The sequence below is a fragment of the Dyella sp. M7H15-1 genome (assembly GCF_004114615.1).
Taxonomy (GTDB): Bacteria; Pseudomonadota; Gammaproteobacteria; order Xanthomonadales; family Rhodanobacteraceae; genus Dyella_B.
The window spans coordinates 3,271,590-3,293,070 of the sequence record NZ_CP035300.1; the positions used below are offsets into that span (position 1 = coordinate 3,271,590).

The following is a 21,481-nucleotide window of genomic DNA, read 5'->3' on the forward strand; positions in this document are numbered from 1 at the left end:
ACTATCCCATCCCAAACAGAGTCAGGTAACAATGCTGCAACCAGTCGCCCCCCATGAACCAGATCCATCCGGCCATGGCGAGGAACGGCCCGAACGGTATGGGGATCTCACGGCTGTGCCGTCGCATCACGATCAAGGTAACCCCAGTCATGGCCCCAACAAGCGACGACAACAAAACGATGGGCAGGATCGATAATGGTCCCATCCATGCCCCGAGGGCACTCAACAATTTGAAATCACCAAAGCCCATTCCCTCTTTGCCTGTCAGAAACTTGAACAACCAGTACACGCTCCAAAGGCTGATGTAGCCGATCACGGCACCAAGGATGGCTGTTTTAGGTTCGGTAAAGAGATGGCAAAGGCTTAGCAGCAAGCCGGCCCAGAGCAAGGGCAAGGTAATCTGATCGGGTAGTAGTTGGGTGCGAAAATCGATACCAGATAGTGCTATCAGCGACCAGGTAAGGAATAGCCCGGCCAGGGCAGTCCAGGTAAGGCCGAACTTCCAGACCACGATCGCACTGAGAATCGCAGTCAGCAGTTCCACCAAGGGGTATTGGGCCGAAATAGGTGCATGGCAATAGCGGCAGTGCCCTCTCAGGAAAAGCCAACTGAAAAGCGGGATGTTGTCGTAAGCTGCCAAGAGGTGCTTGCAGTGGGGGCAATGCGATGACTCGCGCACAATCCCTGGTGGCAAGGGGTCTGGGGAGGTTTCCAGGCCCAGCACATCATGGGCTTCCTGACGCCATAGTGCATCCAGTCGCACAGGCAGGCGCAGAATAACCACATTGAGAAAACTGCCAATCAGCAGACCGAATATTCCAGCAATGAGCACCCACATGATAAGCGGCAAGTCCGGCATGCCTGGATCCTGGTTACGAAGGCGCGCCACGTTATCGCCGCAATGTGGCAAATCATGTGGCACAGTGTGGAACGATTAGAACGTGCCGGCGAGTTTGAAGATGGGGAGGTAGAGTGCAATCACGATGCCGCCGACCACCACACCCAGGATCACCATCATTAAAGGTTCGAGCAACGAGGCTAAGGAGTCGACGGCATTGCCAACTTCTTCTTCATAAAACTCAGCACACTTGAACAACATATGGTCCAATGCGCCCGATTCTTCGCCGATCGCGACCATCTGCGTGACCATGTTTGGAAAGAGTCCAGTTTGTCGCATGGCCAATTGCAGTTGGTGACCTACAGCTACGTCATCGCGCATTTGGTGCACGGCCTCGGCGTAAACACTGCTGCCAGTCGCGCCGGCGACAGCGTCCATAGCTTCAACCAGGGGTACGCCTGCGCGGAAGGTGACGCCCAAGGTACGCGAAAAACGTGCAATAGCTGACTGGCGAAAAATATTGCCGATCACCGGTATTTTTAGGGTCATGCGATCGAGGAAATGGGCAAATTTCACTGATCGCTTCTTTGCCATGATGATAGCCACGATGCCGCCGGCAACACTGCCGAGAACAAGCCACCAGTACTGTTGCATGAACTGTGACATTGTCACTAGCAGTTGAGTGGGTGTCGGCAGTTGCGCGCCAGCGTCCTTGAAGGTCTTGGCAAATATAGGCACCACGAACAGCAACATGATCATGATGACGGCAACGGCGACCATCATCACCATGATCGGATAGAAGAGCGCCTTCTTGATCTTGCCTTTGATGCTTTCGGTTTTCTCTTTGTAAGTAGCGACAGTTTCCAGAATCGTGTCAAGCACACCCGCCGATTCGCCAGCGCGGACCAGGTTTCGGTATAACGCGTCAAATTGCACCGGGTATCTACCCAGCGCTTCATTTAGCGTCGAGCCGCCCTCAATGTCCTGTTTTACATCGATCAGCATGTTCTTGAAGCGAGGATTCTTCTGGCCATCAGCAATGATGTCGAAGGCCTGCACCATGGGGACGCCGGACGCCATCATCGTGGCGATCTGACGGCTGAAAATTGCTACATCCCTGGGTTTGACCACGCTGCCGGTAGAGCCGAACAGCGGCTTGGCGCGCTCCTTCACCGTTTGCGGGTTCATGCCTTGACGGCGTAGCTCGGCCTTGACCAGCGAGGCATTTTTCGCTGGCATCGAACCTTTCATCCGTTTGCCGCGCTTATCCAGCGCCACCCATTCATAGACGGGCATCTGGCTTATCTGGGCGCGTTGAGCACCCTGTTGCCGGGTATTTTTCGTGGCAGCGGTAACCGTGGCCATGCGTAATCTTTCCCCAATGATTCGAACCAGCACTGCCGCAAATACTTTCAGCAGATCAGTCTGCAGCTTATGTCACTTTAGAAGGGCATTTCCGTGGTCCTCGGCGCAAGTCCGGCACAAAATACCCCCGGTTTAGTCGCTTTGGGCCATCAATCTTTGGTTACGCGATCAATTTCGGCAAGGCTGGTTATCCCATTTTTGACCTTCAACAAGGCTGAAGCGCGTAGGTCATCGATGCCGATTTTACGGGCGGCTTCGGCGATTTGCAGAGCATTTCCGCCCTCCAGCACGATCTTCTGAATATCTTCCACCATAGGCATAACTTGATAGATACCCACGCGTCCTTTATAGCCCTCGTTGCATTCCGCGCAGCCAACCGCCTCATAGATCGTCATTCCTGCATCGATCTCTTCCTGGGTAAAGCCAGCGGCAAGCAAGGTCTTGGCCGGCAGGGTCATTTGCTTTTTGCAACTATGTAGGCGGCGTGCCAAGCGCTGAGCGATAACCAGTGTCACTGATGAGGTGATGTTGTAGGGGGCGATACCCATGTTCATGAGTCGCGAGATGGTTTGCGGTGCATCATTAGTGTGCAGGGTCGACAACACCATGTGGCCTGTCTGAGCCGCCTTGATGGCAATTTCGGCCGTTTCCAGATCGCGGATTTCGCCCACCATGATCACGTCAGGGTCTTGGCGCAGGAAGGAGCGCAGGGCCGCTGCGAAGGTCATGCCTCGCTTGGTGTTTTGCTGCACCTGATTGATACCTTCGACGCGAATTTCCACCGGGTCTTCCACGGTGGAAATATTGCGTTCGGTGGTATTGAGAATGTTCAGCGCGGTATAGAGCGAAACGGTTTTGCCAGAACCCGTGGGGCCGGTGACCAAGACCATCCCATACGGTTTGTGGATGGCGTCAAGGTAAAGCTTTTTTTGTTGGTCCTCATAACCCAGCTTGTCGATGCCTAGCTTGGCTGAAGAACTATCTAGGATACGCAAGACAATCTTCTCGCCAAACAGGGTTGGTAAGGTGCTGACGCGAAAATCCATTGCGTGGCTTTTGGAAAGATTGAGCTTGATGCGCCCGTCTTGAGGTACGCGGCGCTCGGCGATATCCAGTCCGGCCATCACTTTCAAGCGGGAAGAAATGCGGTTGGACAGTTTCATCGGGGGACTGGCAACAGCTCGTAACATGCCGTCCATTCGCAACCGCACCCGGTACTGGGTCTCATAAGGTTCGAAATGGATGTCCGAGGCGCCACGGCGAATGGCATCCACCAGAATCTTGTTCACAAATTTGACGACGGGGGCGTCGTCATTTGCGGTGGCGTCAATACCACCCCCCGTATCTGCTTCATCGTCCCTGGACTCTAGGGCCAAGTCGTCCAGGTCACCGCCGCCCAGGTCGGGGGTAACGTTATTGAGCGCACTTATGGCATTCTCAATCGCGCGTCCCAACTGAGACCTTTCAACCAGAATTGGTTCCACCATGCAATTGGAGTGGAACTTGATCTCATCCAGTGCATGTAGCTGCATCGGGTCGGCAATACCGACAAACAGACGTTTGCCTCGTTTGAAAAGGGGGAGCGCCTGATGCTTGCTTATCAACTCCTGGCTGATAAGGCTTAAAGGCATACTGGATGGATCGAGCGCCATGACATCCAGCATGGGCATGCCGAATTCGGCGGATGAGACTTGGGCGAGCTGTGCGCTGTCCAACAGGCCCCGGTCCAAGAGCCAAACGGTCAGCGCTTTCTTTTGCTGGCTCGATTCGAGCACGGCCCTACGGACATCGGCCTCTGGAAGCAGTCCTTCGGACACCAGGCGGCGGGCCATGCCTGACAAGCTATGTGTGGTGGGCTGCGGTTGTGATGACATGAATGAAACCTGCTAAAACCACCGATTGGTCTCGAATCTAGCGCACATTTGACCTGTAGGCTATCGGTTCGGAACCGTTTGCGTGGGCAAGTTGGTCGCAATTCCGGCGATGGGGCCCTTAGCAATACCTATCCTGGCGACTCGGGGTCGATTCTTGGGTGATGTGCATGGCAGTTCCGTAAAAATTTTAGGGCATGACTGTCTGAGGCCATAGGTGCTTTCTGATCCCCGCGCTATGATCAGCCGTCGTTTCGGGAAGCCATCTGATTGAACAGTCTCAGTATCGTCCTGCCTGCCAAAAATGAAGCGCTGGCGTTAGCAGAATTGTTGCCTCGTCTACGTGCCGTCCAGCCCGCCGCTGAGATCATCGTGGTAGATGATGGCTCTACTGACGAGACCCCGGAAATCTGTGCGCGGCATGGAGTCAAGTGCCTGACCTCGCCCTATTCAATGGGCAATGGTGCTGCAATCAAGCGAGGGGCCCGCGTAGCACTGGGTGAAATTCTGGTCTTCATGGATGGCGACGGTCAACACGACCCCATCGACGTGTCGCGTCTGGTTGAAAAATTGGAGCAAGGCTACGACATGGCTGTGGGCGCGCGCGATTGGGAGAGTCAGGCGGGCGTGGGACGTGGTCTTGCCAATACGCTCTACAACTGGCTTGCCAGTCGTATGACAGGTCACGTGGTGGCCGATCTGACCTCCGGATTCCGGGCGGTGCGCGCGGCGCGTTTTCGTGAATTCTTGCACCTTTTGCCCAACGGTTTTTCCTACCCGACGACCAGTACCATGGCGTTTTTCCGTAGCGCCTATCCCGTGGCCTATGTTCCCATCAAGGCTGCCCAACGGATCGGCAAAAGCCATATCAAGCCCTTGCGTGATGGCCCGCGTTTCTTGTTGATCATTTTCAAGATAGCTACCCTCTATTCGCCGCTGAAACTGTTCGTTCCTACAAGTGCGTTGTTCTTTGTAGTAGGGGGGCTCAATTACGCATGGACTTTCATCCATAGCGATCGCTTGACTAACATGAGCACTTTGATGTGGAGCGCGGCGGTCATCGTCTTTCTGATCGGTCTGGTTTCGGAACAGATCACAGCGTTGACTTATCGACGCGATACCTGAATCGATGCAGCGACAGTTTATTTTTGTCATCGGTACGCGGGCGCAATTGATCAAGGTTGCGCCGGTTGTAGTTGAGTGCGAAAAGCGCGGTATGTTGACGACTTTGCTCATGACCGGTCAGCACAAAGAAACCATGCGAGACCTGCTTGAGGAGTTTTCGATTACTTCCAGGCAGGTGGAGGCTTTTCCCGCATCCGAGCGGCTGACGATCAGGTCTTTGCTGCGTTGGCTTCCCCAAGCCTATCGAGGTTTGGAAAGACAGCTCAAGCAATTGAGGCAACCCAATATCGAGCAGTACGTGCTTGTGCACGGTGATACGCTTTCCACCTTGCTGGGAGCATTTGCAGCGAGAAGGTGCGATGCCAGGGTGGTTCATCTGGAAAGCGGCCTTACCTCTGGAAGGTTGTTCAATCCCTTTCCAGAGGAAATATGTCGTCGGTTGGTGTTTCGGATGACCGACGTCGCCATGTGTCCGGATACCCGTGCGGCCATGTACATGCGGAATCATCACAAAGCGCAGGTAGTCGATACCGGCGGTAACACCATCGTCGATGCCGTCAACTTGGCGTGTGTTTCGGATGCATGGGACGGTGTGCGCTCGACTTACTTGGTCGCCTCGCTCCATCGCTTTCAAAATATCTATAACACTCGGCGGCTACGGTACCTGGTGGATTTGATCATCAGGCTTGCGGAAAACAATCCCGTCCATTTCGTCTTGCATCCGGCAACCCGTAAACGTCTTGACGCCGAAGGCTTAATGGTTGAACTGGCTGAAAATAAAAACGTAAAGTTGTTGCCGCGCATGGGATATCGCGATTTCCTCCGCCTGGCGGCAGGCGCTACGTGTGTGCTGACGGATGGAGGCTCCAACCAGGAGGAGCTTGCGGCGCTTGGCGTTCCAACGCTGGTGATGCGTGAGTACACGGAACGGCAGGACGGACTTGGCGGCAATGCCATCATGGAGGCGGATATCCAGGGGGACGTCGAGTCATTTATACGGCAAGGACGCTTCGAGGGGCTGAGAAAATCGCCAGCTACTTTTCCAGGTAGTGGCCCCTCTCATCGCATTGCGACGTTCCTCGGCGGGGACGCATCGATATCTGAATCGGTCATCCGCTGACAGCGCGGCTCCTCGTAACAAGTGGTTGGATGATGTTGGCGGATGGGATCAATATCTGCTGTGGATAGCATGATGAACAAACCTTTGAGAGTTTGGCTGCCGGCTATCCGCGTTGGAAGTGGTGCTGACGTTTTTGTCGAGCGATTGGCTGAAGGCCTCAGTCGAGCTGGACATTTGCCACGTTTGCAGTGGTTTCCTCACTCCTATGAGTTCTTTCCGGAGCTGATGCGCGTCTACGTGCCGGTTAAGGAAATCGACCTGATTCATGCAGGGAGTTGGGGCGGGAATGCCTTCATTGGAATGCGGGTGCCATTGGTGACAACCGTGCTGCATCTGGTTCACGATCCTGCTTATGCACCCTATAGAACCGCGGCACAAGCCATCTACCACCGGGTGCATGTACGCTGGCGCGAAGGCATGGCCATACGTGCCAGTGCCGCGATCACCGCCATTTCGGATTACGTGGCTGGCACGGTGCGTTCCGTATTCAAACGTAACGATGTTCACGCGATACCGTGCTGGGTGGATCTGGATCGCTACAAGCCTGTAAGGCTTTCCTCGAGTGAGGTTGGCAGGCCTTTCCGTTTGTTGATGGTCGGCAACCAGACCAAGCGGAAAGGTGTGGATCTGTTTGAAGATTTGGTGAAAGGACTTGGTGAGTCGTTCGAGCTTTCCTGCACGGGAGGGCTACGAATGGTCCACTCCCGCACCTTCCACGCTGCGGGAGTGAGGTTTCTCGGTCGAATCTCCGAACAGGATCTGATTCAGGAGTATCAGCGCTGCGATGCCGTGGTTTCCCTGTCGCGCTACGAGGGTTTCGGTTACACCGCTTTGGAAGGCATGGCTTGCGGCAAGCCATTTATCGGATTTGATACCAGTGGTTTAAGCAATGTAGTCGCCCATGGCGAAACAGGAATGTTGGTGCCCACCAATGATTTGCGGGCATTGATTGAGGCATGCAGGACGCTGGCCGCGGATGCGGCCAAGTGTGAAACCATGGGGCGGTCTGCGCGCGCGCGCGCTGTGGATCACTTCAAGGGAGAGGACGCCATCGAAAGATATGTGGCGATTTACAGAAATGTACTGTCCTGAATCGAAAGGGTCGTACAGATGACCGCTCGTATGGGGATAAAGCATGGGATTGGATAAAGAAGCTTGCAAAATTCTGAATTTGGGTTGTGGTGAGCTCTATGCCGATGACGCAGTCAATGTTGACCTCTATGCCAAGCGTGTGGATAGCAGATTCGATTTAAACGTCACGCCTTATCCTTTCGAGGCGGGACGTTTTGTGGAGATAAGGTGCCTGAATATCATTGAGCATCTTGATGACGTTTTTCGAATCATGCTCGAGCTTCATCGCATATCTGACAAGGGTTCGCTCATAAAGATCCGTGTGCCCCATTTCAGGAGCGCATGTTTATATGAGGACATCACGCATAAACATGGTTTTGCCTGGCGAAGCTTCGATATCTTTACAGATCAGAAGACAATTTACGGTGAGTATACGGAACCTAAGTTCCGCATAGCGGGCCGGCGTTACACGCCTTATTTGCTGCCATTTCTCTACAGATGGCTTTCGAAGGCGCCGGTGCTCACCGACAATTTGATCAGCAAATATATTCCGATGGCATCCATCGAGTTTGAGCTGGAAGTTTTAAAGTGAAACTTGGTTAATCGATACAGGCGAAGTCGAGCCTTCGCACATTTTTCTGAATCCGCCACCAGCCTATGATCATCATGGATAGTTCCGAGCCAATAACAGCAATGATCAATCCGATCGTGTGCAGTATCGGTGTAAGGCATACGATGCCTGTTATCAGAAACATTGCGCCGCTAAGCTCAAAGAGCAGTCGTTCGAGAGGTTTGCCCAGTGCTACCAGGATCCCTCCCGCCGCCATGCGCAGTGTAAGGAATGGCATAGTGATGGCCAGCCATGGCACGAGCTTCCCGGTTTCGGCATAGGCATTCCCGAGTAGCCAAGGGATCAATGGATGAAAGCTGGCAAACAGAAAGGTGCCCGCTATACCCCAAGCCAGTGCGATCAAGCCGATGATGCCGATCAGACGCCTGTTTTGCAGATGCGTATCTTTGGAATGGCGCAGCAAACGAGGTTGCGCGGCCAGCAAAAGTGCCGCAATCGGAGTCGCAAAGGCGCCAAGTATGCGGGATGCGGCTGTATAGATGCCCGCACCATGAGCCCCAAGGCTACGCACGGCAACGATCTTATCCAATTCAGAGGGGTTGTATGCAACAAGAAGCATCGCAGCGTAAGAGGCTCCCAGGCGAAGCTCTTGGCGAGTCATGAATCTCGGGCGCCATGTCAGTGACACTAGTCGTCTCACGACAATCAAGCCTGCTCCACAACCCAGGAATGATGCAATCAATTGGAGTCCGGCGAAACCAGTCAGGCGATCGGACTGGGGAAGATTGAAGCAAGCGAGCACGGCGATAGCGCGCAGAAGTAACGGGAGCCATTGCAGAAATTGACTGGTGGCGACTTTTTCGCACCCTTGCATGATGAAGCTAAACAACATGGTGAGCGGGTTGAAGATCAGCTCCGCCATGCCTAGAAATACTAGGATTTCAACGGAAAAGCCGGTGTTTCCGGTGATGTATCTACCGAAGCCCGCATAGATGACGAGCAGAAAAAGGCCGAGGACGAGGGTGAGTGGCCACGCATAACGCCACGTATGCGCAACGGTGGTTTTATCTACGGCAGCACGTGCAAGCAAGATGTAGCCGGAGCCCATGCTGGGCAAGGTTCCCAACACGACAGCTAGCGATGCTGCCGAGGCATAGTCGCCGTAAGTCGCCGGGGCAAGAAGCCTGGAAAGAAGGATCAAGGTTGCAGCCTGGGTGACTATACGCAAACCGAGCATCAAGGCTGTACGCAAGGTGCTTTGGGCGAGCCGCCCTCTCACTTGATAATCCAATTTTTATATAAGGGATGTGTCATGAGTCATTGCTGTAATGATTTCAGGTCAGAATCAAGGCTTCCGCCAATATTCAACTGTCTCAGTTCGTCGATTTGATCCTTTGCTTCATCACGCTTGTTCGATGCGATCAGCATACGGATCAGTGTGATGCGATAGGCGGGCTCTCGCGGAGCGAGCAACACCGTTTTTCTGGCCACGCGAAGCCCTAGTTCGTGATCTTGCATCATGTTCCATGCGAAATCAGCATACATGGCAAGAAGGCGGGCATTAGGGTTGGGGTGCGAGAGCGCGGCCGTGTAAGCACGCTCCATCTGATCAAGCGGCAAGGTGCAATCCTGCTCGTGATCGCATCGAGTCAGTGCTTCCAGCGAACTTTCATCTTGTACGGTTGGTTTGCGTGCTTTGAGCTTGGCGACCATGCTGTCCCACCACGCTTGCCGGAGCGGCAGGCGCATGCGCGAATTCATGAAGATCAGGGCCTGTTCCGGCAATATTGACGACCCTGGAATCGCTGCGGACCGCTCCAGCGGCGCATAGGCGAGTTTGGTAAAAGGTGAGTTGGGATCGTAATGAGAGTAGATAATATAGGTACGCCCCAATTCATATTGGGCACGCGGAGAGTCGGGGGCGCGAGTGGCCAATTCGATGGACAGTCTCAGTGGCGTGCTCCATGCCATGGCTGTCATCGCAGTCTCACATGCCCACAGTGCGAGCAGGCCGATGAGCAATGTCCAGCGAGCAATGGAAAATTTGGCAGGTGAATGGTTGATCGCCTCCTGCTTCGGTACCAGTACCGGCACTAGCGCCAGCAAAAGCCCCATGCTGGCAAAATAATTGCGGTGTTCATAAACAAGTTCCAGGGGAAGAATGGTAGCTGTCAGCCATTGGCACCCTAGAAAGAGCAGGATGCCAAGGCTGACGAGTGGTTTTCTGCGGCGCAACCACAGTGCAACAGCAACCAAGCCGACAAGGGCAGCCATGCTGGCAAGTGTCGTCGCGGGGCTCAGTAGTCCGGTCGAGATTTGGAAGTTGTCGTGATAGAACGACAACTCGTTGGGAACCGGCAGCAGAATCCAGGCGATGTAGTTCACCACGATACGTGCTTCGCTCAACAGCCGTTCGCTCAGGCTGAAGCCGCGCGCAACCCATGTGGCCGAATTCAAAACGTTTGGCAGAAGCCAAAGCATGCCCAGGATAAATGGAAGGGCAAGAACCGCAACAAACAAAATGATGATTCTCGAGTCCCTACCTTCGATCTGAGATTCGTTGTTCTGGGTGCCAATGGAAAAGCGCTTGAAGCCGAACAACACCCACTCCATCAGAAAGGCATATAGCGGCAGCATCGCGGCTGTTTCCTTGGCCAGGCATCCGATCCCAGTGGGAATGATGATGCTGCCCGCGCAAAGCAGAAACCCTTTCCATTCCATCTTGGATAAAGTTGGATCCTGCATGGAGGCGTTGCAGTCTCGCATGTGCCGGCGTCCGGCCAGATAGCCGATCATGCCGGCAAGCACAAACAGATTAGCCATGCTTTCCATGCGCTGCACGACGTACAGCACGGCCGTTGCATTGATGGGCAATAGGAGCCAACCGGCGGCTATCAAGCTTGCTACAAAACCATGTCGCTTCTTGTTCGATGCTTGGCTTTCGTAAGTCAACAGAGCCTTGGCGAGGACAAATACCAGTACGCCATTCAAAAGATGAATGAACAGATTGGTGAGCTTCATCCAATAAGGGTCTAAACCGCTGGCCAAGTAGTTCACCGCAAAAGTTAGCGAGGCCAGCGGGCGCTTGAAGTCGCTGGCTGGGGACGAAAGCGCGGCGCGAACCAGCGATCCAAGATCGGCTGATTGTGGCTGTACCCCTCTGTTGTCGACAATGTTGGGATAGTCGTCGAACAGGAAGCCGCCGGAGAGGCCAGGCCAGTAAACGGTTGCAGTTAGTAGAAGCGCGGCGGCAACAACAAACCAATGAGCGGTCAATCGGAAGCTTTTATTCATCGATGCGTGTTGCCCTCGCACTGGCTAGGAAAGGAGTAACTTGAACCTTCGGACTTAGTGTCCGCAAGGAGCTGCTGTCGAAGATGATCTATTTCATTCGGCCAGTAATTCTGCTGTTTTAGAATCCATGCATGCAACATGGCCATGCCTATGCCGGGCGCTACGACCTTGTCCTGCTCGTGCTGGTAATGATCGAGCAGGCATAGTCCTTGGACCGGATAACCGGCCATGCCCAAGGTTGCGGCGCCTTTAAGTGCGACAGCCGGCCGTATTTTGCGATCCAATGCCTCAGTAAAGTCGTTCAAGGCCAGGTCGGGTTTCTTATCGACCAGCGCGATGCGTCCGCGCGCAAAGATGAAATCTTGCTGATAACCGGCGGCATCCAGGCGAGGGTTTTGCAACCCTGCATCGATAACATTCCGGATGTCCTGTAGGTTGAAGCCTGGGCAGCTTCCATCCCGTGCGATGGGCAAGACGCGATCGAACCAGTGCGTGAACAAACTGCTCATGCTCGACGTCGTTCGCATGGAAGTTAGTGCCGCTTCGATGTCCTCGTTGCTGACGCCGCCTGTCATGCAGCGAGCACCAAGCATATTCAAAGCGATTTGTGGCTCATTGGGATCTTTCTGCAGAGCGACTTCCAACCGTTGGAGCGCCTTCCGTGGTGCCCCGTTTTCCATTTCCACTTGCGCTGCGTGTGTTTGCGCACGAGGTGAGTCTGGATTGATGCGCGCCCAGATGAGGGCCTGTTCCTTTTCGTTTCCCCATATCTGAGCGGAGATATAGGTCATCGAAGCCAAGCCGAGTGGCAATACAGCCATCAGGATGTATTTAGGTACCGGCATGGAACGCAAGTCGGCCAGCCATAACCCGAGGGGCCAGAACATCAACAATGCCGGCACGTAATTACGATGCTCGTAATACAGTTCAAGCGGTATGGACGTGGATTCCATCAAATGTCCGGCAAAAAAGAACAGAATGGCCAGCGTCAATGCCGGGTGCTTGCGGCGTACCCCATAGCCATAGCCAATGAGAGCAGATACGGCGAGCAACCCGGTTAGTGTAGACATGGGATGCCATAACGAAGCGGACACTATGTATTGATCGTTGAAAAGTCCGCTCGAAAAAGGGCGGGGAAGCCATAGCAGAGAGAGGTAGTCCATGACGATGCGCGGCTCTGTCAAAAGCCTCTGCGCATAAGTCCACGAGCGCCCACTAGCGTTGCCGCCAGACAACATGCCATGCACGCCAATGTAAGCCAGATAGAGCAAGACAGCGGCAGTAGGTGCAACGCTCAACCATTGCATGATATTGCAATAGAGGCGCCTCGGTGCATCGGAAACTATCGCTTGGCGTTTGCTTAGCAGAACGGTTTCGATAAGAAGGGTATACAACGGCAGCAAGGCACCGTTGGCCTTGGAGAGTATGCCCAAGGCCGTGAAGAAAACCAGGCTGATCACGCAATAAGCGATGCCGAGTTTGCTGCGCCCCTCCGCAATATGTTGGCGACCCTGCAGCCAGGTCAGCAATCCTGCTAGCACGCAGGTGGCTGGCAGCATGGCTTCACGTTGCACAATGTATAGGGTGGTGGATACCAGCAAAGGATGGAGTAACCACAATGCGGTACCGATTAGAGCTGCGATGTAGGGACGTGCTGTCCGCGAATGGGTAAGTAATTGGCCCAGGCGTACCAATAGGGTATACAGCAGCACACCGTTGAACAGGTGTAACGCCAGATTTGAATACTTGAATGGGAGCGGACTGGTTGGCCAATGCCGCGCGTTAAGTAGGAACGTCAGCAAGGTCAGCGGTCGACCAGTAGGGTCGGCGGTGCCCGATGTGATATAGCGCCAAAAGGCCGGCCAATTATCGATCGGACCGCTATCGCCCAGAGCGGGTAAGTTGGCGAAATCGTCAAAAAGAAAGCCACCGTGCAAGCCTGGGCCATAGGCTGCGGCGGTGAGCAGCAAGACCATGGCCAGAATCAGCCATGCTCTGATGGGGGTCAAATGAGTAAACATCGGGATAATCTAAAAGAGAGAAGGGCCGCACAAGGCGGCCCTTCGATAGGCGGTCATGCTAAGCCTGTTATCAGCCGCCGTTACGGCAGCTAGTGGGCAGGTACTTCTGGGGAACGGTGGTTTGGGTGCTGCCGCAGTGCCAAACGATGCTGCCCGCACTGGTAATGGGCGACAGCGCAAAAATGTCACTATAGATGGCAGCGTTGGTGGCGGCCTGACTGAAGGCTGCGGTGATTCCGGTGCCGGCGACTGTAACGGAGCTGACGTACTTACCGGTGATGCTGGTGGACGCCGCGAGACCAGCAGAGGTGTTGTTGCCTGGCAGGCGGCCCGTATTGGTAAAGAACTCGCCTACAGCCGTCTTGGCGCCATCGGCTAGCACCGCACCTTCAGAAACTTGTGCGCGGATCAGGTAGTTCTGATAAGCCGGGATGGCAATGGCCGCTAGGATGGCAATGATCGCAACTACGATCATCAGTTCGATAAGGGTGAAGCCCTGCTGGATTTTCTTCATGGTAGTTCCTCTTATTACGTTTGGTTAGCTAACCGCTGTTGATGCCACCTGAACCCCAGCCCCGAATCCCTAGGCGGGATCAGGCTCCATGCAAGTGTAGTCAGGAATACCAGGAAGCGAGGAAGCAGCATATATGCCATGTATATGGTTGCTCTAGCAGTTCTGGCTCTGAGTTCTTGATTGCGTGGTGAGGTTCACGAAATTTGGATCTTTTTTTCACTGTGGTGAAGGGCGGATGTCACTGCAACAAGGTATTGGCGGCGAAATCGGTTATTTTGTGTCAATAAGTGACGTTGAATGTCACGTTAATAGTGGGGCGTGACGACTATTGGCGACCTGCTGGCGTTACGCGGTGGTTGACTGGATCGTAAGTCCATGCTGACACGGTGAAACACGTGCTGGCTCACCCGTTATTTATGGCAAGGGATGGGCAGGTATGTGGCGGGTATCGTGGTCTTGTCGGCGCAGTTCCAAGTAATGCTTCCCGCAGCAGTGATTGGCGACAGCACAAATAGATCACTCACGATAGCTGTATTCGTGTTGTTGGTGTTGAAAGTGACGGTGATCAATCCCGAGGTAACGGTGACCGAGGATACGTATTTGCCGACGATGGAGGAACTTGAAGTCAAGTCCGCCGATTGGTTGTTTCCGGGAAAGCGGCCAGTATTCGCGATAAAGTCCCCCACGGCATCCTTGGCCCCGGTGGCCAGGTCGATACCCTCCGATACCTGTGCGCGGATCAAGTAGTTCTTGTAGGCCGGTATGGCGATGGCTGCCAGGATGGCAATGATCGCGACCACGATCATCAGTTCGATCAAGGTAAAGCCATTGGAAATAGGTTGGCTGTGCATGATGAGACCCCGTTGACCCTCATCTATTCAGGCAGGATCCGTACCAGCTTTTGCCGTTGGATAGGGGGGGGCTTGTCGAAACGGTTTGTTAGGCCGGATGCTCGGTAGCGTGATCTGCATCACGAGAGCTTTGGCGTACGCGCCTCGCCCATAAGGTGGATGAAACAGTGGTTGGCAGAGACTGCTACATAGAATGATGAATTGATCTCCTGATTTAACATTTCATAAGCAATGGCAGGCGTGATTGGGATGAGTTTGGCGGTTGTTTCCGGCTGCGCGTACGGAGTTTAGGCCATTGTGCTATCAGCCAGTAAGCAGCGAAAACACCGAGCAAAATTTCAGCGCAGCGGTAAGGAATCGAATAGCGCGGTTCGGCCTGCAAGGCAGTATGAATGGCTGTAACGGTGAGAAGTAGCAGTGCGACACCCGCCATGCTCGAGTGATTGGATTTGCGCAAAGCCAACAGGCCCCCCGTCAGAGCGAGCAACGCAAGCACCCCATTGCCTCCATGGCACGCTGCTTCCACCGCACGCCACAACGGATTGTCGTCAAAAGGCGAGTGGTAGGTGACATAAACATAGATATCCCCAACACCGATACGGATACTCCAATCCCAAAGCATTGCTGGCTTTTGCAAATACCAGAGGATGTAGTAGCCAGGATCGCGTGACATACGTTCCAGCATCATTGATACTCCTGCTTTGCGATCAGCCTCGATGACCGCGATTTCGCTGTTGATCTGATTCATGATGTCGACGGCTTGTGGGTCATGCGAAAGGGTGCTGGCCATGTCCGCCTTGTGATACAGCGGCCATGAGCCTTCCACCAAGTTCATAAGTGCTCGATTCGCCGATGATGCTGGGCTGGGTGGCAGCCTGCTGTTGCGGATCAGCCATGGTGCGGTGAGACATAGTGTGCTTGCCATCAGCGCGACCCCGATCCAAGGCGGAAATTTTCGCCGGATCAGCATGTAAAGCATCAACAACACGGAAAAGGGAAGCAATACGCTATTTGTCAGCGCAGCCGCTGCAAAGCACGCGCCGCAGATAAGAGCCCAGCGGATGTTGGGTTTATCCACTCCCAGGCTATAGACAAACATGGCAAGCGCCACTAGGAAGCCGTAGAGGGTCTCCGAAAGAAGGTGGCTACTCATGGAAATGCTATGTGGCCACACCGCCATAAGCACGCCGGCGACAGTGAGCCATCTCCAGGGCATCCAATATCTTCCCACTCCTAGCCACAACATGACCGTTGCGGTGCTGAGAATGACCTGGCTGAAAATGATGGCGACATACCAGCTATCCCATTGCGGGAAGATCTTCATCCATGCCGCCATGAACACCGGATACCCGGGGTCGCGAAAACTGTCACTAACAGGGAGGGAATTACCTGGTGCTTCGACCGAGTAAATGCCATGCTGGACAAGGTTTCGGGCATAATTGTAGTACTGAACAGCGTTACCCTTGGCGCCGTGTGCATTGGCTGGCTGAAACATGACCACGTGGGTGACATAGTAAAAACGCAGCCCAAGCGCGAGCACTGAGAGTAATGTAAAACAAAGCCACCCATGCCTTGGAACACGTGCCGGCTTGGTGACACTTAGCAATGAGTCATTGCGCATATCTTGAGGTCGCAAGTTTTCGGTCTAGGGAGTTCTCATGAAACTGTTGTTCGCAGCGATGTTGCTGGCCGTCACAGGCATATCTTTGGCGGCAAGTGTTCCGGCCACCGGAGGCGTATTGATTGAAAGCCATTCCTCGCACCCTTTCGACATCAGTGATCTGGTGATGATGGATCGCGTCAGTGATCCGCAACTTTCCGCTGATGGCCGTTACGCTGCCTTCAGCGTGCGAAGCACCGACTACGCTGGCAACAAGGGTGTCAACGCGATCTACGTGCAGGACCTTGGTGCGAGCGGCAGTCAGCCTATCAGGGTTGTGTCGAAGCAGGCATCTTCCCCTCGCTGGTCCCCAGATGGACATAGTCTTTACTACGTATCACCCGCTGGGGACGTAGCGCAGCTATGGCGATTGGATTTTTCGGTGTCGGCACGTGGGTGGAGCCTGGATAGAGCAAGCGCTCCAGTACAGGTAACTCATGGTCCTCTGGATATCGAAAATTTCAAGCTTTCCCCCGATGGGAAAAGCGTGCTGCTTTCCTACGCTGTTTTCACCGACTGCAACGACCTGGCCTGCACCAAGGAACGCCTGGAGGGTCACGCCAGGGACAAATCCTCCGGCATGCTCTACAACAAACTGTTCGTGCGGCATTGGGACACTTGGTTGGATGGTCGTCGCAATCAGCTTTACATCGCCCGCTTTGGTGTCGATGGCACTCTGCCGGTTGAGCCGACTCTGCTAAGTCGCGGCATCGAAGGAGATGTTCCCAGCAAGCCGTTTGGTGACGAAAGCGAATTTGCGTTCTCGTCCGATAGCCATACGGTGTACTTCAATGCACGTATTGCCGGCGATAGCGAGCCATGGTCCACTAACTTCGATGTGTTCAAGGTGCCGGCGGATGGCTCTTCCGCCCCGCAGAATCTGACCGAGGCGAACAAGGCTTGGGATGCTTATCCAGTGCCTTCACCGGATGGCAAGACGTTATATTACCTTGCTATGAAGACGCCGGCTTTCGAAGCGGATCGTTTTGGTATCATGGCGATGGATTTGACCACCGGCGTCACGCGAGAAGTGGATCCATCATGGGATCACTCTGCTGGCAGTATGCAGATCAGCGCGGATGGCAAGACGTTATTCGTGACAACAGACGATGAAGGTCAGCATCCTTTGTTCACCGTGGACGTTGCCACCGGCAGGATCGACAAGCTGGTGGATAACGGTTCCGTGAGCGCGTACTCCATCTCCGACAAGCGCATTTTGCTGGCACGAGACGATCTCAAGCACCCTTCTGATCTCTATACGGTCTCTACCAATGGAAAGGATCTCAAGCAGATAACACGCTTTAATTCGGCACGCTTGATGAACGCCAAGATGGGTGATGTGCAATTCTTCACCTTCCAGGGTTGGAACAACGAAGCGGTGCAGGGTTATGTGGTGAAGCCTGTCAACTATAAAGCAGGCCATAAATACCCGGTCGCTTTCATCATTCATGGTGGTCCGCAGGGGGCGATGAACAACGACTGGAGCTATCGCTGGAATCCGCAGACGTACGCAGGACAGGGCTTTGCGGTGGTTACCATCAACTTCCATGGCTCGACCGGCTACGGTCAAGCTTTCACCGATTCCATTTCAGGTGACTGGGGTGGTAAGCCATTGGATGATCTCAAGCTTGGCTGGCAAGCTGCGTTGGACAAATACCACTTCTTGGATGGTGATCGTGCATGCGCGCTCGGTGCCAGCTATGGTGGTTACATGACATATTGGATTGCAGGCGTGTGGAACAAGCCATGGAAGTGTCTAGTGGATCACGACGGTGTGTTTGATACCCGCATGATGTACTACGCAACCGATGAGTTGTGGTTCGAAGAACATGAAAATGGCGGACGCCAGTTTGACGTGCCCGAGAATTACGAGAAATTCAACCCGCTCAATGACGTCAAGGATTGGCGTGTGCCCATGCTGGTGATCCACTCCGGCGATGACTTTCGCATCCCGATCACCCAGGGCTTGGGTGCGTTCACCGCGCTGCAACGCCAAGGCATCCCCAGCGAATTTCTCACCTTTCCGGACGAAAATCACTGGGTACTGAAGCCGCAGAACAGTGTGCAGTGGCACGAGGCGGTGAATGCTTGGCTGAAGAGGTGGACAGCCCCGAACGCCTCGTCCGTGGCCCCATAAAACCGTTCAGACTTGTTTGGTTTGCCTAAGCGCCCACGCCAGCGCCAGCCAGCAGGGTAGTGCGAAGAGAATCCACGGCTGGTTTTGCTGCACGACATCGGGCAGCAGGTGTAGAAGCATGGCTGCTAACAGCGCGATCAATTGAAGCAGCAGTGCACCGTTGGCGAATCGTGATAGCCCCACGCCGCGGCGTGCGCGCCAAAGCGGGCGTAGCCATGCAAAGGCGAATGGGTTGAATAGCAGCAGGTTGGCGTTGGCCCAGGCGGAGTGGTGTGTGGTGAGGGTCCACAGGATCAGCATCAGCAGGCCGGCAGCGCCTGCAAGCAGTAAGAACAATTCACTCAGTAGTGCGTAGATAAGCGGTGCGTGATGCCATGTCAGCACGATCAGTGCAGCCAGCAGCAAGCCGGCGATGCCTAGTGGAATGCGTAAATCCGGTGGTGTGGTGGGCGGTGCGCTGAGGCGGTTGGGGGATAGCAGTTCTTCGCTCTGTACCAGTGGCTGGGTAACGCCGTGGTTATCGGGGATGGTGATATGGCGAAGGTTCTTTTGTAGTTCTTCTGGCAGGAAGCTTTCCTGCCAGGCATTGAGCGGATGATCGGCGTACGGTCCTAGACCGAGATCGAGAATCAGCATCAGCCACGGCTGGGCGCTCATCAGGCGTACGGTTTGCTGGCGGTAGGTCATTCCGCTGGGCAGGGTGGTCAGGCGGGATTGGACGGCGCCGCCGAGCGCACGATCCAGCGCGTCGCGAACACGGGTGGTGCAATTGTCGACGTAGTAGTCGTAGTTGTAAACGGCGTTTTTGGGACGCAGGTTCCAGAACAGGAAATCGCGTAGTGCGACGGCTTGTGCGGGTGTGAGTGCAAGGCGTTGCTTGGTGATGGAACGGCCGGCTTGTTTGTAGAAATCTTCTTCGTCGCGGGTGACTTCGGCATTGATCAGGTAGTGCATCTGGCCGCGTGCGAAGTTGATAAAGAAGTTCTTCTCGTCGAAGTTGAAGACGCCGTAGTTGAAGTCGATTTCTTCGCCGCTGGCGGTGTCGCGTAGTTCGATGGCGTCGTGGCCGAAGCGTTCCCAGTAAATGTCGCCGGGGCCGTAGGTGATGAGTGAGACTTCGAGGTTGCTGCCGGAGGCTTCGCTGACGCTGGCCCATGCGTACGCGCTACACAGGAGCAAGGCAAGGGTCAGCAGCAGGCGGCTGGCGAGCTTCATGGGCGGAACCGATGGGGAGAAAGTGGGTAGCTTATCGGGAGATGGGTAGGGCGAGAGTCTCTCTCCCTCCGGGAGAGGGGAAAGCACTTAGTGGTGCACGACGCGGAATTGCTGCACGCGGCGATCATCTGCTTGCGTGACATAGAACTCGAAGTCGCCGATAGCGATCTGCTCGGCAACTTCCGGCAGGTGGCCGAATTCGGAGGTGACCATGCCGCCGATGGTATCGAATTCTTCGTCGGAGAAGGATGCGCCGATTTCTTCGTTGAAGTCCGCGATCGGGGTGAGTGCATCCACGATCCATTCGCCCTCGGCCTGGGCGTGCATCAGGTCGGGCTCTTCCTCGTCGTCGTGCTCGTCGTCGATTTCGCCGACGATTTCTTCCAGCACGTCTTCGATGGTGATCAGGCCGGCGACGCCGCCGTATTCGTCCACGACCAGTGCCATGTGGTTGCGGCTGCGGCGGAACTCGGCCAGTAGTACGTTCAGGCGCATGGATTCGGGAATCAGCACCGCTGGACGCAAGATCGCGCGGATGTCGAAGTCGTGGCCGTTACCGAAGTACTTCAGCAGGTCCTTGGCGAGCAGGATGCCGAGGATGTCGTCCTTGTCTTCACCATGCACCGGGAAGCGCGAGTGCCCGGATTCGACCACGGCGGCAAGGATGTCGGGGAGGGGGGCATCGACGTCGAGCATCACGATCTGTACGCGTGGCACCATCACGTCATCGACGTTGAGCTCGGTGACCCGCAGCGCGCCTTCCAGCATGGGAAGGGTGTCGGCGCCAAGTAGGCCGTTGGCCTGGGCGGTGCGCAACTCGTCGATCAGCTCTTCGCGGTTGCGGGGTTCGCCGGAAAACAAATGGCCCAGTCGATCCCACCATTTTCGGTGGACCGGGCCGCTGGTACTGCCAGGGTCCTCGTTCATTACTCTTGGAAAAACTGCCCGGATATGGGCGGGAGACAGAGTCTAGCGGAAAAGTCGTGACGATTCAGGAACAAGGCTTCAGGAAGCCGCGGAGCCGGGCCTTGGACGGTCCGGCTCAACCTATTACTAGGGAGATTGCTGCGGCCCTCCTGTCTGCCATATGGGTGTGAGCGCTGGGTGCCCGGGTTCCCGCCAGCCACCACCTAAGGCCTTGTACAGATTGACGTGGTTGACCGTTTGGTTCAGCTCCAGGCTCTCCCGTTTCTGCTAGGTGGCATAGAACGAATGCTGGGCATCCAGGGTGCCGACTAGGAAGCGATGTTGTGTGTTGTCCCACATCGAGCGGACGAAATCGCCTGCGAACTTTGCCTGCTTAGGTGTCGCGTTCAACGGCATAGGGATTGTCAATCCCAAGTTTGGCGAGGATGCGTGTTTCCAGTGCTTCCATCGCTTCCGCTTCGGCATCTTCGATGTGATCGTAGCCCAGCAGATGCAATACGCCATGCACGGTCAGGTGGGCCCAGTGATGGTTCGGGAGTTTGTTTTGCTCGACCGCTTCGCGAGCAACGACGGGGGCGCACATCGCAAGATCACCGATCAGCGGCAAGCTCACGCCGGGTGGTAGCTCGACAGGAAACGACAGCACGTTGGTGGCGTAATCCTTGTCGCGATAGTTACGGTTGAGGCGGCGACCTTCGCGCGTGCCGACGATGCGAATGGCCAACTCAGCGGGGGGGCGTCGCTTCGCACCCGCGAGCGCGGCGTCTACCCAACGGCGGAAGCTTAGTGCGGAAGGCAAGCCTTTGCGAGCCACGCCGTAGTTGAGGTGGACGATGGCGGGATTCGGGACCCGGGACCCGGGACTCGGCAAAGCGGCAAAACGGTGTTGGGTGGGCATAGG

The 21,481-nt window shown here is 55.0% G+C and carries 17 protein-coding genes; 5 read left to right on the top strand and 12 right to left on the bottom strand.

The annotated features are described in order from the left end of the window. Position 1: 1 nt before the first annotated feature. From EO087_RS15015 to pilB, 3 genes are all read right to left on the bottom strand, one after another. The gene (locus EO087_RS15015; RefSeq protein ID WP_128899570.1) at positions 2-859 is read right to left on the bottom strand and encodes an A24 family peptidase; all 858 of its coding nucleotides are present in this window, start codon (positions 857-859) and stop codon (positions 2-4) included. A 75-nt stretch (positions 860-934) separates the two neighbouring features. Continuing rightward, positions 935-2,203 carry a type II secretion system F family protein gene (locus EO087_RS15020; RefSeq protein WP_128899571.1) on the bottom strand — a complete coding sequence of 423 codons (1,269 nt, stop codon included), beginning with the start codon at positions 2,201-2,203 and terminating at the stop codon, positions 935-937. Positions 2,204-2,352: 149 nt separating this feature from the next. After that, positions 2,353-4,077 (bottom strand): type IV-A pilus assembly ATPase PilB, encoded by a 1,725-nt coding sequence (gene pilB, locus EO087_RS15025; RefSeq protein WP_128899572.1) that lies wholly within the window; start codon positions 4,075-4,077, stop codon positions 2,353-2,355. A gap of 267 nt (positions 4,078-4,344) precedes the next feature. On the opposite strand from pilB, the gene EO087_RS15030 reads away from it, so the two are divergent. From EO087_RS15030 to EO087_RS15045, 4 genes are all read left to right on the top strand, one after another. Continuing rightward, complete coding sequence (locus EO087_RS15030; RefSeq protein WP_128899573.1) at positions 4,345-5,199, top strand: glycosyltransferase family 2 protein; 855 nt, start codon at positions 4,345-4,347, stop codon at positions 5,197-5,199. Between the two features lie 4 nt (positions 5,200-5,203). Then, complete coding sequence (locus EO087_RS15035; RefSeq protein WP_128899574.1) at positions 5,204-6,319, top strand: UDP-N-acetylglucosamine 2-epimerase; 1,116 nt, start codon at positions 5,204-5,206, stop codon at positions 6,317-6,319. Positions 6,320-6,388: 69 nt separating this feature from the next. Continuing rightward, positions 6,389-7,411, top strand: a complete 1,023-nt coding sequence (locus tag EO087_RS15040) for a glycosyltransferase family 4 protein (RefSeq protein ID WP_164931866.1) — start codon at positions 6,389-6,391, stop codon at positions 7,409-7,411. A 43-nt stretch (positions 7,412-7,454) separates the two neighbouring features. Beyond that, positions 7,455-7,982: a hypothetical protein gene (locus tag EO087_RS15045; RefSeq protein ID WP_128899576.1), complete on the top strand. Its 528-nt coding sequence runs from the start codon at positions 7,455-7,457 to the stop codon at positions 7,980-7,982. A 7-nt stretch (positions 7,983-7,989) separates the two neighbouring features. Here the strand turns inward: EO087_RS15045 and EO087_RS15050 are convergent, their stop codons facing one another. From EO087_RS15050 to EO087_RS15075, 6 genes are all read right to left on the bottom strand, one after another. Next, positions 7,990-9,198, bottom strand: a complete 1,209-nt coding sequence (locus tag EO087_RS15050; RefSeq protein ID WP_128899577.1) for a lipopolysaccharide biosynthesis protein — start codon at positions 9,196-9,198, stop codon at positions 7,990-7,992. A gap of 80 nt (positions 9,199-9,278) precedes the next feature. Next, complete coding sequence (locus tag EO087_RS15055) at positions 9,279-11,255, bottom strand: hypothetical protein (RefSeq protein WP_128899578.1); 1,977 nt, start codon at positions 11,253-11,255, stop codon at positions 9,279-9,281. Beyond that, complete coding sequence (locus EO087_RS15060) at positions 11,252-12,784, bottom strand: tetratricopeptide repeat protein (RefSeq protein WP_240669069.1); 1,533 nt, start codon at positions 12,782-12,784, stop codon at positions 11,252-11,254. Before EO087_RS15060 ends, EO087_RS15055 begins: the two co-directional genes overlap by 4 nt. Positions 12,785-13,346: 562 nt before the next feature. Next, complete coding sequence (locus EO087_RS15065) at positions 13,347-13,790, bottom strand: pilin (RefSeq protein ID WP_128899580.1); 444 nt, start codon at positions 13,788-13,790, stop codon at positions 13,347-13,349. Between the two features lie 410 nt (positions 13,791-14,200). Beyond that, a complete protein-coding gene (locus EO087_RS15070) occupies positions 14,201-14,641 on the bottom strand; it encodes a pilin (protein WP_128899581.1) in 441 nt (146 codons plus the stop codon). Positions 14,642-14,855: 214 nt separating this feature from the next. Then, positions 14,856-16,136 carry a glycosyltransferase family 39 protein gene (locus EO087_RS15075; protein ID WP_164931867.1) on the bottom strand — a complete coding sequence of 427 codons (1,281 nt, stop codon included), beginning with the start codon at positions 16,134-16,136 and terminating at the stop codon, positions 14,856-14,858. Positions 16,137-16,299: 163 nt separating this feature from the next. On the opposite strand from EO087_RS15075, the gene EO087_RS15080 reads away from it, so the two are divergent. After that, positions 16,300-18,438 (top strand): S9 family peptidase, encoded by a 2,139-nt coding sequence (locus EO087_RS15080; protein ID WP_128899583.1) that lies wholly within the window; start codon positions 16,300-16,302, stop codon positions 18,436-18,438. 6 nt (positions 18,439-18,444) lie between these two features. On the opposite strand, the gene EO087_RS15085 is transcribed toward EO087_RS15080, so the two are convergent. From EO087_RS15085 to ybeY, 3 genes are all read right to left on the bottom strand, one after another. Further along, a complete protein-coding gene (locus EO087_RS15085; protein WP_128899584.1) occupies positions 18,445-19,653 on the bottom strand; it encodes a DUF4105 domain-containing protein in 1,209 nt (402 codons plus the stop codon). A gap of 87 nt (positions 19,654-19,740) precedes the next feature. Then, on the bottom strand, positions 19,741-20,580 hold the full coding sequence (locus EO087_RS15090; RefSeq protein ID WP_128899585.1) for a transporter associated domain-containing protein: 840 nt from the start codon (positions 20,578-20,580) through the stop codon (positions 19,741-19,743). A 373-nt stretch (positions 20,581-20,953) separates the two neighbouring features. Beyond that, positions 20,954-21,478: an rRNA maturation RNase YbeY gene (gene ybeY / locus EO087_RS15095; RefSeq protein ID WP_128899586.1), complete on the bottom strand. Its 525-nt coding sequence runs from the start codon at positions 21,476-21,478 to the stop codon at positions 20,954-20,956. Positions 21,479-21,481: the final 3 nt, after the last annotated feature.